This is a genomic window from Catenuloplanes indicus (assembly GCF_030813715.1).
GTDB lineage: Bacteria > Actinomycetota > Actinomycetes > Mycobacteriales > Micromonosporaceae > Catenuloplanes > Catenuloplanes indicus.
In genome coordinates, this window is sequence record NZ_JAUSUZ010000001.1 from 3,227,014 (window position 1) to 3,242,707 (window position 15,694).

Sequence of the window (15,694 nt, forward strand, 5' to 3'; positions counted from 1 at the left end):
CGCATAGGTGACCCTGGCACGTCACCTGGCGTTAGCCATCGACGACGAGCGTGGCCGATGGATCATCGCGAACTCCAGGAGATGCGACATGGGCCACGGCCACCCGCACACCCACGATCACTCCCATGACCACGATCACGACCACGGCTCCACGCCGGACGCGCTCGACCTGTCCATCCCGGACAGCGAGCTCTCCCCCGCCGACGTGAGCCGCCGCGGCTTCCTGCGCAGCGCCGGCCTGCTCGGCGCGGCCGCCGGTCTGACCGGCGCCGGCACCGCCGCCGGGGTCCTCGGCACGCCGGACATCGCGGTCGCGCACGGCGGCTCGTCGCAGACCGGCGGTTTCACCTGGAAGGCCGGCGACCACCACATTCACACCCAGTACAGCAGCGATGCGAAGTACCGGGTCGCCGACCACGTGCAGCACGGCCTCGCGTACGGGCTGGACTGGCTGGTCATCACGGACCACGGCGGCGCCACGCACGCCAAGATCGGCGTCGAGAAGGTCAACCCGGACATCGTCGCGGCGCGCGAGACGTTCCCGGAGGCCCTGGTCTTCCAGGGGCTGGAGTGGAACATCCCGGCCGCGGAGCACGGCACGATCATCGTGCACCCCGGCAAGAAGGAGGTGGAGGTCCTCAAGGAGTTCGAGACCAACTTCGACGGCAGCGTCAAGGGCGCGTCCTCGCAGTCGGCCGCGAACGAGGCGCTCGCCATCGCCGGTCTCAACTTCCTCGCGGCCGCGAAGAAGAACCGCCGGGTCAGCGACGCGATGTTCTTCGCGAACCACCCGTCCCGCAAGGGCCTCGACTCGCCGCACGAGATCCGCGGCTGGCGCGACGCGCAGCCGGAGATCGCGCTCGGCTTCGAGGGCGCGCCCGGCCACCAGGCCGCCGCGATCCCGACCGCGGCGTTCGGCCCGGGTGGCGGCCGCGGCTTCTACGACAGCAGCCCGGGTGCGGACTCGTTCCCGGCGTACCCGCTGGAGAGCTACCGGACCTGGGGCGGCTTCGACTGGATGACCTCCACGGTCGGCGGCCTGTGGGACAGCCTGCTGGCCGAGGGCAAGCCGTGGTGGATCACCGCGAACTCGGACTCGCACAACGTGCTCTGGGACACCTCGATCCGCGGCGCGGGCAGCGACTTCAACGCGAACGGCCGCTACAACGACCCGCAGCACGGCGTGAAGCCGGACGTGACCGCCGGCGACTTCTGGCCCGGTTTCTACAGCCGCACGCACGTCGGCGCGGCCGGTGACGACTACCGCCACGTGATGGACGGCCTGCGCGCCGGCCGGGTCTGGGTGGACCACGGCGGCCTGATCAAGTCGCTGGACGTGCGGGCACGGGTACAGGGCGACCGCAACCGCCGGGGCGGCACCCCGCTCGGCGGCGTGCTGAAGGTCCGCAAGGGCACCGCCGTCGAGGTCACCATCGACGTCGAGCTGGCCGACAAGCCGAACTGGGCACAGCTGCTGCCGGTGCTGGCCCGGGTCGACCTGATCCAGGGCGCGGTCACCGGTGCCGCCGCGGACCGCGACGTGTTCACCGCGCCGCGGACCAAGGTGGTCACGTCGTTCGAGGTCGCGAAGGGCACGAAGCGGGTCTCCTTCACGTACTCGTTCGGCCGGGTCTCGTCGCCGTTCTACTTCCGCGTGCGCGGCACCGACGGCAACTTCACCCAGGCCGGCATCTACGGCGCCGCGGTGGACCCGGTCGGTCCGAAGCTGGACGTGGTCGGCGACGCCGACCCGTGGCTCGACCTCTGGTTCTACGCGAACCCGATCTGGGTCCTGCCCTCCTGATGTCCACCGTCCATCTCGGGCTGAGCCTCGGCCACGCCACCGACGCCGAGGCCGAGCACTGGCTGGCCACGCACCTGCCCGCCGTGCCCGGCCTGGTCGCGTGCACCCACAACGTGCCGGCGCCGCACCCGCACGTTGCGCTGAGCGTCGCGGCGCCGGAACGCGTCGTGCTGCCCGGGACGGACCCGGGCCTGCGGGCGGCGGCCGACGAGGCCGCCGCCCGGCACCGGGACCGCGTCTCCGGCCGCGCCGTCGTCTTCCCCGGCGTCGAGTCCCTGACCGGCGCGCTCACCGCCGCCGACATCCTGGACCGCAGCGCGATCGAGCGCGTCACGGTCCTCGGCGGCACCGACGCCGGGCCGGACGCGCTGATCGAGACCCGCGACTTCGTCCGGCCGCTCTTCCGTGCCGGAAAGCTGGAGCTGGTCCTGGTCCCGGTCGTCGGCGGCCGGTTCGCCCCGTTTGAGGTGCCGAACCCGACGCCGTGCTGCGCCGACCACTGATCACAAGCCTTCAGAAGCGGATGCTCCCGCTTCTGGTGTTTCTCAGACCATCGCCGCGAGGCGTGCCGCGAACGCGTCCGGGTGTTCCGCGCGGGCGTAGTGCCAGCCCTGCACCATGTCGCAGTCCAGCGTGCGGAGCAGCGCGGCCTGTTCCGCGGTCTCCACGCCCTCGGCGATCACGGTGAGGCCGAGCGCGTGCGCGAGACGGACCAGCGCGGCCAGGATCTCCCGGTCGACCCGGTCCGGGAGGTCGGCGCGGGTCTTGCCGGTGACGAACGTGCCGGCCAGCTTGAGCCCGGTCACCGGCAGGTTGCGCAGGTAGGCGAGATTCGAGTAGCCGGTGCCGAAGTCGTCGATGGCGATCCGGACGCCCAGATCGGCCAGCGTGCGCAGGCGGCGCAGCGGTTCGCCGGTGGTGCCCATCAGCGTGCTCTCGGTCAGCTCCAGCTGGAGCACGGACGGTTCCAGCCCGGTGGTGGTCAGCGCGTCGCGGACCTCGGCCACGAAGCCCGGCTCGCGGAGCTGGCGGACCGCCACGTTCACGCTGACCAGCAGCGGCTTGTCCGGGTGCGCGGCACGCCAGCGGGCGGCCTGGCCGCACGCCTCGCGCAGCACCCAGCGGCCGAGCGACACGATCAAGCCGGTCTCCTCGGCCAGCGGCACGAACAGGTCCGGGCGCAGCAGGCCGAGCTCCGGGTGCTGCCAGCGCACCAGCGCCTCCACGCCGGCCACACCGTCGTCGCCGAGCCGGACCAGCGGCTGGTACTCCACGAAGAACTCGTTCTGGGCCAGCGCGCGCGGCAGCTCGGCGGAGAGCCGGTAGCGGCTGATGTCGGTGGCGTAGCGGTCCTCGTCGAAGAACGCCCACCGGTCCCGGCCGTCGTCCTTCGCCCAGTAGAGCGTGGTGTCCGCGGCCTTCATCAGCTCCGCCGCGGTGGTGTCGCCACCGGCCGGGCGCTCGATCAGCCCGGCGCTGGCCGACACCGTGAGCGAGCGGCCGTCCAGCCGGACCGGGCGGCGCACCGCGGCGAGCGCGGCCTCGGCGACGCCGACCAGTTCCGCGGTGCCGGACGAGCGCGGGACCAGCACCACGAACTCGTCGCCGCCCATCCGCGCGACCATGGTGCCGTTCGCGGCGCCGCCGGAGACCGCGGCCGCGAGCCGGCCCGCGACCGTGCGCAGCAGCTGATCACCGGCCGCGTGGCCGAGCGTGTCGTTGATCGCCTTGAAGCCGTCCAGGTCCAGGTAGCAGAGCCCGACCCGGCCGTGCGGCTCCGGATCGGCCAGCGCCTCCTCCAGCCGGGTGAACAGCAGCGTCCGGTTCGGCAGGTCGGTCAGCGGGTCGTGCAGCGCCTGGTGTTCGAGCTGGAGCTGCAGGCGGTGCCGCTCGGTGATGTCCTCCACCATGGCGACCACGAACCGGGGTGTGCCGTCGTGCGCGCGGACCAGCGACACCACCAGGTCGGTCCAGATGCTGCCGCCGCCGTTGCGCGCGTACGGCTTCTCCAGCCGGAAGTGGTCGAGCTTGCCGTCCACCAGGTCCTGGTACTTGTCCCAGACGCCGGGCGCGTCCTGCGGGTGGATGAACGTCGAGACGTTCTGAGTGAGGAACTCCTCGCGCGCGTAGCCGAACATCTCGCAAATCGCGGCGTTCACGTCGATGATCGAGCCGTCCAGCTCCGCGACGCCGATGCCGATCACCGCCTCCGCGAAGATCGCCCGGAACCGGGCCTCGCTGGTCCAGCGCGCCTCCTCGGCGGCGGACCGGGCGACGAGCGCGGCGTCGCGGATGCTCTCCTGCTCCGCGAGCGTGCGTTCCTTCAGAGCGCGGGCGAACCCGGCCCCGATCGCGCCCAGCACGGCCGCCAGCCGGTGGACGCGGCCGAGCGCGGCCAGTTCCTCACCCAGCACCGCTAGCGTCCGGTCCAGCGACGCCGGCTCGGTGAAGTGGTCCTCGACCAGCGCGAAGCCGATGCCGTACGGGATCAGCGGGTCGAAGCTCTCCGACTCCAGCGCGCGGACGAGCCGTTCCGCGGGCAGCGTGAGGTAGTCGATCAGCTCGCGGTGCGCCATCGACACGTAGCTGGTGCGGCTGATCGCCCGGGCCCACGCCCGGGCGACGCGGGCCGCGAGCGGTTCAGCGGATTCGGGCGACACCCGCGAATCCCGGGTAGGTGGCCGCGTCCGGGCCGACGTCCTCCGGCGAGTCCGGACGCCACAGCGGCATCTGGACCACGCCCGGGTCGACCAGCTCCAGCTCGCCGAAGAGCGCGGCTATCTCGTGCCGGTCGCGCATCCGGAACGGGCTTGCGGTCCGGTTGTAGATCTCCTCCGCCTTGTCCGCCTGATCCGGCTGCCCGGACCGGTCGTTGCTGGCGTGCGAGATCACCACGAAGCTGCCCGGCGCCACGTGCTGTGCCATCGTCGCCACGATCTCCTCCGGCTTCTCGTCGTCCGGCACGAAGTGCAGCACCGACACGATCAGCACGGCGACCGGACGGCTGAGGTCGACGGCCTGGCGCAGTGCCGGATCGTCCAGCAGCTCGGCCGGGCGGCGCAGGTCACCGGCGACCACGGTCGCGTTCGGGTTGTCCGCCAGGATCGCGCGGCTGTGCGCGAGCGCGACCGGGTCCCAGTCCACGTACGCGATCCGGGCATCCGGGTTGAGCGCCTGTGCCACCTCGTGCACGTTGCCGACCGTGGGGATGCCGGAACCGAGGTCGATGAACTGGTCGATGCCCTCGGCGACCAGCGCCCGCACCGCGCGGCGCAGGAACGCACGGTTCTCCTGCGCGTGCTTGGGCAGGTCCGGCATCGCCTCCAGGACCTTGGCGGCGAACGCCCGGTCCACCGCGAAGTTGTGCGAGCCGCCCAGGTAGTAGTCGTAGACGCGGGCGACGCTGGGCTTGGTCAGGTCGACCTCGTCCGGAGCCCAGACGGGACGCTCTGCACCTTCCATGGAAGCACCTTTCCTGCGCGGGAGTCGGTTCGCGCCAGAATAGGGTGCGTCCACCGTGGAGGGTGGGCGTGATGCCCGGTCTTCGGATGGTGCACAAATGAACTGAGTGATCAGTGAGTTTCGTCGTCCGGCTTCGGCGGCGGCACCGGGTTCGGCAGCGCGCCGCCGAACCGGCGGTCCCGCTGGGCGTAGAGCTCGCACGCGTACCACAGGTGACGGCGGTCGAAGTCGGGCCAGAGCGTGTCCAGGTAGACCAGCTCCGCGTAGGCGGACTGCCAGAGCAGGAAGTTCGAGATGCGCTGCTCGCCGGAGGGACGCAGGAACATGTCCACGTCCGGCACCTCGGGGTGGTAGAGGTACTTCGCGATCAGCTTCTCGTTGACCTTCTCCGGGTTCACCTTCCCGGCCGCGACGTCGCGCGCGATCGCCTGCGCCGCGTCCGCGATCTCCGCCTGACCGCCGTAGTTCACGCAGAACTGCAGCGTGAGCGTGGTGTTCTTCTTCGACATCTCCTCGGCGGTGGTCAGCTCGCCGATCACGCTCTTCCACAGCCGCCCGGCCCGGCCGGACCAGACGATCCGGACGCCGAGATCGCGCAGCTCGTCCCGGCGGCGGTGGATGACGTCCCGGTTGAAGCCCATCAGGAAGCGCACCTCGTCCGGCGAGCGACGCCAGTTCTCCGTGGAGAACGCGTACGCCGACAGGTACGGGATGCCGAGCTCGATCGCGCCCTCGATGGTGTCGAAGAGCGAGTGCTCGCCGGCCTCGTGCCCCTTGGTCCGGGCCAGGCCGCGGTCTTTGGCCCACCGCCCGTTGCCGTCCATCACGATCGCCACGTGCTTCGGCAGCGACTCGGCCGGCAGCGACGGCGGCCGGGCACCGGACGGGTGCGGCGTGGGCTGACGGACGGGCGCCGTGCTGCGGCGGGTGAAGGCACGCATATGTCGGTTTTCCTCACTAACTACGGTCGACCAGCGGCAGGGAGCGTAACCCGCGTTCCAGATGCCACTGCAGGTGCGCCGCCGTCAGGCCGCTGCACTCGCGCTGGTGGGCCGGATCCGCGCTGTCCGCCGTCTTCCAGTCACCCTTGGTCAGCGCGCTCATCAGCTCCAGCGTGGCCGGGGCCGGGTGCGCGGCGCCCGGCGGCCGGCAGTCCGGGCAGACGCTGCCGCCGGCCGGCACGGAGAACGCGCGGTGCGTGCCCGGCTCGCCGCAGACCGCGCACTCGGTGATCGCCGGGGCCCAGCCGGCCAGGCCCATGCCGCGCAGCAGGTACGCGTCCAGCACCAGGGTGGCCAGGTGCTCGCCGGCGGCCAGAGCCCGGAGCGCGCCGAGCGTGAGCTGGAACATGCGCAGTGACGGCTCGCGCTCGACCGGGGTCAGCCGTTCCGCGGTCTCCGCCACCGCGGACGCGGCCGTGTAGCGCGGGTAGTCGGCGAGGAAGCGCTTGCCGTACAGCTCGACGGCCTCGACCTGGCTGACCGTGTGCAAGCCGCCGCCGTGGTCCTTCGGGTCACCGGCCAGTTGCAGGTCGACGTGGCCGAACGGCTCCAGCCGCGCACCGAAGCGGGAGTTGGTGCGCCGCACGCCGCGGGCCACCGCGCGCAGCCGCCCGTGGTGCCGGGTCAGCAACGTGATGATCCGGTCCGACTCGCCCAGTTTCTGCACGCGCAGCACGAGTCCGTCGTCGCGGTAGAGCTGCCGGGGTATGCGGGCCACCCTCCCATTGTGCCCGCCCGTCGCTATCAGGGGGTTCTCAGGGGAAAGCTCGGATCCGGGTACGGGAGGGACCGCACTACGGTCGGGGACATGACCGCACGAACCGTGGTGGCGCTGCTCGCCGGGATCGCCGTGCTCGGCGCCGTCGGGTGCGCCGGGCGCAACGCCCGCGAGATGGAGTTCCAGAGCACCGAGCCGGCCGCGATCACCGAGATCCGGCTGGCCGGCGACGGCGGTCAGGTCGTGGTGACCACCGCCGACCGCAAGGACACCCAGATCGACCGCGTGGTGCGGTACAGCAGCGCGAACGCGCCGGAGACCGGCTACCGGATCGAGGGCAGCACGCTGGTGATCGACACCGACTGCGGCCCGATGTGCGACGTCGACTACACGGTCAGCGCGCCGCGCGGTGTGACGGTCAGCGGGCAGAGCGATTCCGGCGACGTACGGCTGACCGCGGTCGGCCCGGTGAACCTGCGGATCGACTCCGGCTCGTTCACCGCGGACGGCGTGGCCGGCCCGCTCCGGCTGCAGGCCGACTCCGGCGACGTGACCGTGTCGCACGTTACCGGACCAGCCGACCTGCGCGTCCACTCCGGGAAGCTGCGGGCCGACGCCATGGGCGGCGCGGTGACCGCGGTCGTCGAGTCCGGCGACGCGGACCTGACGCTCTCCGCACCCGCCTCGGTCACCGCGCGGGTGGACAGCGGCGATCTGACGCTGCGGGTGCCGGACGGCAAGTACCGGGTGCGGACCGACGCCGACTCCGGGAACGTGGACGTGGGCATCGACGACGACCCGGCCGCCACCACCGTGCTGGACCTACACGCGGACAGCGGCGACGTGAACGTCCTGCGGGCCTGAGACCAGGATCTCCTCGGCGAGCGTGCCGCGGGCCGGCTCCGGCGGCGCGGCCGGCCGTGGGCGCACGCGGCCCGGGACCAGTCGGGGGCGCCGCTTGGCCGCGACGTCCTCGACCCAGCCGAACGCGGCGACCGCGACCGCCAGCAGGAGTAGCACGATCACGAGCCGGACCGTGACCGCGAGCGCGCCGGTCTGCGGCCAGCCGTAGCGGGCCGCCACCCAGCCGAGGCCCACGATGATCGGCACATGCCAGAGGTAGATGGTCAGCGCGCGGCTGTTGAGCAACGTGACCAGCCGGTCGAGGCGCGGACGGCGGCTGAGCCAGGGCAGCGCGTCCGGTGCCAGGCCGAGCGCGATCAGCACGAACGCGGTGGACCAGAGCGCGTTGCCGATCCGGATGTCGTTCAGGTCGTAGCCGCGCGGACCCGGATGGGTGAGGAACCAGGCCGCGCCCGCGATCGCCAGCACGGCCGCGATCGGCACCAGCCGGCGCCAGGTGAGGCGGCGCAGCATGCCGTCGTGGTGGGCGAAGCCGAGCAGCCAGGCGCCGAAGTACAGCCCGATGTCGCGCAGCACGTAGTTGTCGATCATGACCAGCTTCAGCTCGGTCGCCACCAGCAGCACGAACGGCGCGGCGATCGTGGGCAGCGGGAACCGGCGGAACAGCGGCAGCGCCAGCGGCGAGAGCGCCACGAACCAGAGGAAGTCGCGCAGGTACCAGTTGGCGGAGAGCGCGGCGAGGCCGAGCCCGCTGGCCGGCGGGTCGATGAACGGCGCGACCCAGAACAGGATGCGCCAGTCCCAGTCCAGCCCGGTGAGCAGCATGGCGGGCAGGAAGAGCGCCATCACGGCCCAGAGCGAGGGCAGCAGGCGGCGCATGCGCCGGCCGATCGCGGAGACACCGAACCGGTCGACCGAGGCGGCCATCAGGGAGCCGCCGAGCGCGAACATCACCGACATGGCGGGCAGCACGATGGTGAGCGCGGCCAGGCCGGTGACGTGATAAACGACCACCCGAAGAACGGCGGCCGCGCGCAAAAGGTCTAGATATCGATTTCTCATCTACCCAAGCCTGGTCGGGCCCGGCGCGCGCTCGCCCCGGACGGGAATTCAGCAACGGGAGCCGGTAGGACCTTTACCCCGAAAGGACGACCGTCGAACTACCGGCCGTGAATGACAAAAGTGGACAAATGCCGTCATTGACGTGCATCACCACAAGCCTACCGGGGTACGGATGGGTAACGTCCGCGAACCGGAGTGGAGAAGAACACGTCGGCTCGCCCGAACCGTTATGAAGATCAGTTCGTACGACAAATCCGCATAGACGCGACTAAAAGCCCAGGCGGCGCAGCTGCTTCGGGTCGCGCTGCCACTCCTTGGCCACGCGAATGTGCAGGTCGAGGTAGATCCGGCGGCCGAGCAGCTTCTCGATCTCGGCGCGGGCGCGGGTGCCGACCTCCTTCAGCCGGCTGCCCTTGTGCCCGATCATGATGGCCTTCTGGCTGGGGCGCTCGACGTACACGTCCGCGTAGACGCGCAGCACCGACTCCTCCTCCACCATCTCCTCGACCAGGACCGCCAGCGAGTGCGGCAGTTCGTCGCGTACGCCCTCCAGCGCGGACTCGCGGATCAGCTCGCCGATCAGCACCCGCTCCGGCTCGTCGGTGAGAATGTCGTCCGGGTAGAGCTGCGGTGACTCCGGCATGTACTTCGCCATCACGTCGGTGAGCATGCCCACCTGGCTGCCGGAAACCGCGCTGACCGGCACGATCTCCGCGAAGTCGGCCAGCTGGGACACGGCCAGCAGCTGCTCGGCCAGCTGCTTCTTGTCCGGCACCAGGTCGGTCTTGGTCACCACGGCCAGCACGGTCGCCTTCAACTCGGCCAGCTCGCCGCTGATGAACCGGTCGCCGCGGCCCACCGGCTCGTTCGCCGGGATGCACAGGCCGATCACGTCGACCTCGCTCCAGGTGGTGCGGACCAGGTCGTTCAGCCGCTCGCCGAGCAGCGTGCGCGGCCGGTGCAGACCGGGCGTGTCGACCAGCACGATCTGGCCGTCCGGCCGGTGCAGCACGCCGCGGATGACGTGCCGGGTGGTCTGCGGCTTGTTCGACGTGATGGCGATCTTCTGGCCGATGATCGCGTTGGTCAGCGTGGACTTGCCCGCGTTGGGCCGGCCCACGAAGCAGGCGAAACCGGCACGGTACGTGGCCCTCATGCGACGACCGTGCCGAACACGACGCCGTCCGGGGCGGCCACGAAGATCGGCGCGTCCGCGGCGAGGTCACGCACGGCCGCGTGCCCGGAGCCGTCCAGCGCCGACGCCTCGGTCACCACGGCCGCGGCCTCCAGCCGGGTCGCACCGGCGGACACCGCGGACGCGACCGCGAGCTGCAGCGCGGTCACGGCCAGGGACGGCAGTGCCACGGTCGCGGCCGCGTAGGTGCGCCCGTCCTGATCCCGCACGGCCGCGCCCTCGACGGCGCCCACCCGGGCCCGGACGCTCCGGGCCAGGGTCACCAGTTTCGCGTCCTCGGCGGCGAGCGTCACCGCCCCGGTCGAGGCCGGCACGGCGGTCACGGTGGGCTCAGGCATCAGCGGGTTGCCTCTCGTCGGCACTCTCGGAACGGTCATCGGCGGCGGGCTCGTCCTCGGGGGCGCGGCGGACCAGGACCGAGTCGATCCGGTTCCGCCGGCCCGTGGTGCCCTCGGCGACCAGGCGCAGCCCGCCCACATTAGCGGTCGCGCCCGGGATCGGAACGCGGCCCAGCGCCTGGGCGAGCAGGCCGCCCACGGTCTCGACCTCGTCCGCGGGCAGCTCGACCGCGAAGATCTCGCCCAGGTCCTCGATCGGCAGCCGGGCGGTGACGCGCACCGCGCCGTCCTCCAGCCGTTCGACCGGCGGGCGCTCGTCCACGTCGTACTCGTCGGTGATCTCGCCGACGATCTCCTCGAGGATGTCCTCGATGGTGACCAGGCCGGCCGTGCCGCCGTACTCGTCGACCACCACGACCAGGTGGGTGCGCGCGGCCTGCATCTCGGAGAGCAGGTCGTCGACCGGCTTGGACTCCGGCACGAACGTGGCCTCGCGCATCAGCTCCGCGACCGGCGTGGCGTCCGCGGCCGGGTCGTCGCCCTGGGTGCGGCGGATCACGTCCTTGAGGAAGATCACGCCGAGTACGTCGTCCACGCTGTCGCCGATCACCGGGATGCGGGAGAAGCCGGAGCGCATGAACAGCACCAGCGACTGCCGCAGGCTCTTGTGCCCCTCGATCCACACCATCTCGGTGCGCGGGACCATCACCTCGCGCGCGATCGTGTCGCCGAGCCCGAAGACCGAATGGATCATCTCGCGCTCGCCGTGCTCCACCACGCCGCGCTGCTCGGCCAGGTCGACCAGCTCGCGCAGCTCCACCTGGGTGGCGAACGGGCCGTCCCGGAAGCCCTTGCCGGGCGTGACCGCGTTACCGATCAGGATGAGCAGCGAGGCCAGCGGGTTCAGCGCGCGGCCCAGCCAGCGCACCAGCGGCGCGGTGGCGCGGCCGACCGCGTAGGCGTGCTGCCGGCCGACCGTGCGCGGCGCCACACCGACCGCGATGAAGCTGACCACGGTCATCGCGCTCGCGGTGATCAGCGCGGCCCGCCAGCCGGCGCCGAACGTGTCCACCGCGACCAGCGCGACCAGCGTGGTCGCGGTCAGCTCGGAGAGCAGCCGGAGCAGCAGGAGCAGGTTGATGTGCCGGGCCGCGTCGGACGCCACGATCTGCAGCGTGCGCGCGCCCCGCATGCCCTCCCGGGCCTGTTCGCCGGCGCGGGCGGGCGAGACCGCCGCCAGCGCCGCCTCGGTCATCGCGAAGACCCCCGCGAGGATCACCAGACCGGCCGCGATGAAGAGCAGCTGGAGGTCGGGTAGCCCCGCGGGGGCGGCCGATGCGGTGGGCATCAGGAGGGTTCTTTCGCCGATCGGCGCTGGGCCTGCCACCCGCTGAGCAGGCGGGCCTGGAGGCCGAACATCTCCCGCTCCTCCTCCGGCTCCGCGTGGTCGTAGCCGAGCAGGTGCAGGGCGCCGTGCACGGTGAGCAGGTGCAGCTCGTCCGCGGCGGTGTGCCCGGCGGTGACCGCCTGCTTGGCCGCCACCTCCGGGCAGAGCACGATGTCGCCGAGGAGCGCGGGCTCGCCGCCGGACGACTCGCCCGGCCCGTGGTCCACGCTCCCCTCGTCCATCGGGAAGGCGAGCACGTCGGTGGGGCCGTCGCCGCCCATCCACCGGTGGTTCAGCTCGGACATGTACTCGATGTCGACGAGCAGGATGGCGAGCTCGGCGAGCGGGTTGACACCCATCTCGTCGAGCGCGTGCCGCGCCACGTCCAGGATGGCGTCGGTGTCGACGTCGACCCCGGACTCGTTGGCGATATCGATGGACACTGCGGTTGTCGTCTCTTTCCCTGTGTTCTAGCGCCGGCGGCCGGCGCGGCCCGGCACGTTCGCGGAGCGGACCTGCCCCTGGTTCTGGTCGGCGTCCCACTTCGCGTACGCGTCGACGATGTCGCCGACCAGCCGGTGACGCACCACGTCGGCGCTGCCGAGCTGCGCGAAGTGAACGTCCTCGACACCGTCCAGGATCTCACGCACCATCCGGAGGCCGCTGACGGTGCCCCCGGGGAGGTCGACCTGGGTGATGTCGCCGGTCACCACGATCTTCGAGCCGAAGCCGAGCCGGGTGAGGAACATCTTCATCTGCTCGGGCGTGGTGTTCTGCGCCTCGTCCAGGATGATGAACGCGTCGTTGAGCGTGCGGCCGCGCATGTACGCCAGCGGCGCGACCTCGATCGTGCCGGCCTGCATCAGGCGCGGGATCGACTCGGGGTCGAGCATGTCGTGCAGCGCGTCGTAGAGCGGCCGCAGGTACGGGTCGATCTTCTCGTTCAGCGTGCCGGGCAGGAAGCCGAGCCGCTCGCCCGCCTCGACCGCCGGCCGGGTCAGGATGATGCGGTTGACCTGCTTGGCCTGGAGCGCCTGGACCGCCTTCGCCATCGCCAGGTACGTCTTGCCGGTACCGGCCGGGCCGATGCCGAAGACGATGGTGTTGGTGTCGATGGAGTCGACGTACCGCTTCTGACCCAGCGTCTTCGGGCGGATCGTCTTCCCGCGCCGGGACAGGATGTTGAGGGTGAGCACGTCGGCCGGGCGCTCGGCGGTGCCCTGCTGGAGCATGCCGACGGTGCGCCGCACCGCGTCGACGGTGAGCGTCTCACCCTTCTCGATCAGCTCGACGAGCTCGGCGAAGAGGCGCTCGGCGAGCGCGTTGTCGGCCGGTGCGCCGGTGATGGTGATCTCGTTCCCACGGACGTGCACGTCACATGCGGGCAGCGAGCGCTCGATGAGCCGGAGGATCTCGTCGCCCGGGCCGAGCAGGTTCACCATGATCTTGGGGTCGGAGACCGTGATCCTGGTCTGCGCCCGGGCGTGCCCCGGGGTTGGTGTGCCGGTCATAGTGCGGCCCGCGGGCCTCCGCCACCTGCTTCCGATCTTGGTGCCGCACCCCGTCGGCGCGGCGGGCGAGTAGTTGCCATCGTATCGGGTCAACGCCGGGCACACCGACGCCATTTCCCGGGGTGACACGGACGACGATCACACTCGGCACCCGCTCGACCACGCTGAAGTACGAGCAAGGGGATGAATGGCTGCATCTTCCATGCATTTCCCGCGTACGGATAACGATTCAGTCGAGATTTCCATCCGGTTACTGCGCGATCACTCAGTCATCGACAGGATTTCGATCGCCGACGGCGCAATTCGATCTTCGTCCCCCGCACGCTCATCGGGCACATCCTTTTCCGAATGGAGTCCGACATGGCCGACGACTTCTATGGCCGGCCGCCATATGCACGATCAACCCGATCCGATCGGTACGCCCGGCACGACGGCCGGCCCGGCCGAGCCGACGGTTCCAGCCCCTGGCACTGGCTGCTCTGGGTACCGATCGTGATCCCGCTGATGCCGGTGCTCTACGACCGGATGGAACCGAGAGTGCTCGGCATCCCGTTCTACTACTGGTCGCAGCTCGCGTTCGCCGGGCTCGCGTCGCTGGTCATCACGGTGGTGCACGTCGCGACGAAGGACCGGTGACCATTCCGATGCCGTCCTTCGCCGACAATCAGGTCCAATTCTGGATCTTCGCGTTCGTGTTCGGTGTAGTAACGATCATGGGCTTCGCCGCGGGCCGGTGGCGCCGGCCCGCGTCCATTCACACGCTGGAGGAATGGGGTCTCGGCGGCCGCGCGTTCGGCAACTGGGTCACGTTCTTCCTGCTGAGCGGCGACGTCTACACGGCGTACACGTTCGTCGCCGTACCCACGCTGGTCTACGGCCTCGGCGCGGCCGGCTTCTTCCCGGCGCCGTTCCTGGTGATCGTCTACCCGATGCTGTTCGTGGTGCTCAGCCGCTTCTGGTCGGTCTGCCACGTGCACGGCTTCGTCACCCCGGCCGAGTTCGTCCGCGCCCGGTTCGGCTCGCGCGGGCTCGGCGCGCTGGTGGCGGTGCTCGGGATCACGGCCACCATGCCGTACATCGCGCTCCAGCTGATCGGCATCGAGGCGGTCTTCACCGTGATGGGGCTGCCCGGCGGCTGGCCGCTGACCGCCGCGTTCGTGGTGCTGGCGCTCTACACGTTCAACTCCGGGTTGCGCGCGCCTGCGCTGATCTCCATCGTGAAGGACGCGCTGGTGATCTGGACCGTGCTGGCCGCGTTCATCATCGTCAGCTCGAACGCGGGCGGCTGGGACGCCGTGTTCCGGGTGGCCGAGGCGCGGTTCGCGTCCACCGCGCGCACCGATGACGGGCTGCTGCTGGACGGACACGACCAGCTCAGCTACGTCACGCTGGCGCTCGGCTCCGCGGTCGCGCTGTTCCTCTACCCGCACACGCTCACCGGCGTGCTGGCGGCCCGCAACCGCGGCGTGCTCCGGCGCAACCTGGCCGCGCTGCCGCTCTACACGCTCACGCTCGGCGTGCTGATGCTGCTCGGCTTCGCGGCGATCTTCAGCGGCATCCAGCCGGTCGGCGGTGACCGCAACACCGTGGTGCCGCTCTGGTTCAACGCGTCGTTCCCGGAGTGGTGCGCGGGCCTGGCGTTCGCCGCGATCGGCGTCGGCGCGATGGTGCCGGCCGCGATCATGTCGATCGCCGCGGCGAACCTGTTCACCCGCAACATCTACCGCGAGTACCTGCGACCGGACGCGTCCGAGGCGGAGGAGACCACGGTCAGCAAGGTGGCGTCGCTGACCGTCAAGTTCGGCGCGGTCCTGGTGATCCTGTTGCTCAACACGCAGTTCGCCGTGGATCTCCAGCTGATCGGCGGTGTTGTCATCATGCAGACACTTCCGGCCGTGGCAATCGGTCTCTACACGAACTGGATGCATCGCTGGGCGCTGGCGGCCGGCATCGGCGCGGGGCTCGCGGCCGGCATCGCGATGCTCTATCAGATCCCGCAACTCGGCGGGCCGGACGGCGTCACCGTGGTCCGGGAACACTTCGGCGGCTCGGCCTGGCCACTGTCCAACCTGGGGCTGGACACGCGCAGCAGCATCTACGTCGGCATCGTGGCGCTCGCCGTGAATCTGCTGGTCACGGCGCTGCTGACGCCGATTCTGCGCGGCCTGGACCGGCGCGGGGACGCCGACCGCACCCGGCCGCGTGACTACATCGCGGACGAGGGCGACCCCACGATCCGGCGGATGAGCGAGCTGGTGGACGGCGGCACGGACACGGAGGACCCGGAACATCCACTGCTGAGCCCCCGCCCCGGACGCTTCACACCGGCCGGCACGTACCGACCGCGATGAA

The 15,694-nt window shown here is 71.0% G+C and carries 15 protein-coding genes; 5 read left to right on the forward strand and 10 right to left on the reverse strand.

The genetic code is table 11. The features are described 5' to 3' along the window. The first annotated feature begins 7 nt into the window (after nt 1-7). The gene (locus J2S42_RS14445; protein ID WP_307239442.1) at nt 8-1,804 is read left to right on the forward strand and encodes a PHP domain-containing protein; all 1,797 of its coding nucleotides are present in this window, start codon (nt 8-10) and stop codon (nt 1,802-1,804) included. After that, a complete protein-coding gene (locus J2S42_RS14450; RefSeq protein WP_307239444.1) occupies nt 1,804-2,307 on the forward strand; it encodes a hypothetical protein in 504 nt (167 codons plus the stop codon). The genes J2S42_RS14445 and J2S42_RS14450 overlap by 1 nt, the downstream gene beginning before the upstream one ends. 42 nt (nt 2,308-2,349) lie before the next feature. Here J2S42_RS14450 and J2S42_RS14455 read toward each other — a convergent pair whose 3' ends face one another. From J2S42_RS14455 to recO, 4 genes are all read right to left on the reverse strand, one after another. After that, the gene (locus J2S42_RS14455; RefSeq protein ID WP_307239446.1) at nt 2,350-4,464 is read right to left on the reverse strand and encodes a putative bifunctional diguanylate cyclase/phosphodiesterase; all 2,115 of its coding nucleotides are present in this window, start codon (nt 4,462-4,464) and stop codon (nt 2,350-2,352) included. Further along, a complete protein-coding gene (locus J2S42_RS14460; protein WP_307239448.1) occupies nt 4,445-5,266 on the reverse strand; it encodes an SAM-dependent methyltransferase in 822 nt (273 codons plus the stop codon). The genes J2S42_RS14455 and J2S42_RS14460 overlap by 20 nt, the downstream gene beginning before the upstream one ends. Before the next feature lie 110 nt (nt 5,267-5,376). Further along, nucleotides 5,377-6,207, reverse strand: a complete 831-nt coding sequence (locus J2S42_RS14465) for an isoprenyl transferase (protein ID WP_307239451.1) — start codon at nt 6,205-6,207, stop codon at nt 5,377-5,379. Between the two features lie 16 nt (nt 6,208-6,223). Continuing rightward, entirely contained in the window at nt 6,224-6,985 is a 762-nt protein-coding gene (recO, locus tag J2S42_RS14470) for a DNA repair protein RecO (protein WP_307239452.1), read from the reverse strand. 90 nt (nt 6,986-7,075) lie between these two features. Here recO and J2S42_RS14475 point away from each other — a divergent pair, with 90 nt between their 5' ends. Then, a complete protein-coding gene (locus J2S42_RS14475) occupies nt 7,076-7,849 on the forward strand; it encodes a DUF4097 family beta strand repeat-containing protein (protein ID WP_307239454.1) in 774 nt (257 codons plus the stop codon). Here the strand turns inward: J2S42_RS14475 and J2S42_RS14480 are convergent. From J2S42_RS14480 to J2S42_RS14505, 6 genes are all read right to left on the reverse strand, one after another. Further along, nucleotides 7,808-8,911, reverse strand: coding sequence for an acyltransferase family protein (locus tag J2S42_RS14480; protein WP_370879183.1), 1,104 nt, complete (start codon nt 8,909-8,911; stop codon nt 7,808-7,810). The two genes, J2S42_RS14475 and J2S42_RS14480, sit on opposite strands and share 42 nt — an antisense overlap. Nucleotides 8,912-9,179: 268 nt before the next feature. Beyond that, nucleotides 9,180-10,067 carry a GTPase Era gene (era, locus tag J2S42_RS14485; RefSeq protein ID WP_307239458.1) on the reverse strand — a complete coding sequence of 296 codons (888 nt, stop codon included), beginning with the start codon at nt 10,065-10,067 and terminating at the stop codon, nt 9,180-9,182. Then, a complete protein-coding gene (locus J2S42_RS14490; RefSeq protein WP_307239461.1) occupies nt 10,064-10,444 on the reverse strand; it encodes a cytidine deaminase-like protein in 381 nt (126 codons plus the stop codon). Before J2S42_RS14490 ends, era begins: the two co-directional genes overlap by 4 nt. Next, a complete protein-coding gene (locus tag J2S42_RS14495) occupies nt 10,437-11,792 on the reverse strand; it encodes a hemolysin family protein (RefSeq protein WP_307239463.1) in 1,356 nt (451 codons plus the stop codon). The genes J2S42_RS14490 and J2S42_RS14495 overlap by 8 nt, the downstream gene beginning before the upstream one ends. After that, the gene (gene ybeY, locus J2S42_RS14500) at nt 11,792-12,274 is read right to left on the reverse strand and encodes an rRNA maturation RNase YbeY (protein WP_307239465.1); all 483 of its coding nucleotides are present in this window, start codon (nt 12,272-12,274) and stop codon (nt 11,792-11,794) included. The genes J2S42_RS14495 and ybeY overlap by 1 nt, the downstream gene beginning before the upstream one ends. Before the next feature lie 27 nt (nt 12,275-12,301). Then, on the reverse strand, nt 12,302-13,342 hold the full coding sequence (locus tag J2S42_RS14505; protein WP_307239466.1) for a PhoH family protein: 1,041 nt from the start codon (nt 13,340-13,342) through the stop codon (nt 12,302-12,304). A gap of 348 nt (nt 13,343-13,690) precedes the next feature. Between J2S42_RS14505 and J2S42_RS14510 the strand changes: the two genes are divergently transcribed. Together J2S42_RS14510 and mctP are read left to right on the forward strand one after the other, a co-directional pair. Further along, entirely contained in the window at nt 13,691-13,978 is a 288-nt protein-coding gene (locus tag J2S42_RS14510; protein ID WP_307239468.1) for a DUF3311 domain-containing protein, read from the forward strand. An 8-nt stretch (nt 13,979-13,986) separates the two neighbouring features. Further along, nucleotides 13,987-15,693, forward strand: coding sequence for a monocarboxylate uptake permease MctP (gene mctP, locus J2S42_RS14515; protein ID WP_307248759.1), 1,707 nt, complete (start codon nt 13,987-13,989; stop codon nt 15,691-15,693). Nucleotide 15,694 lies beyond the last annotated feature (1 nt).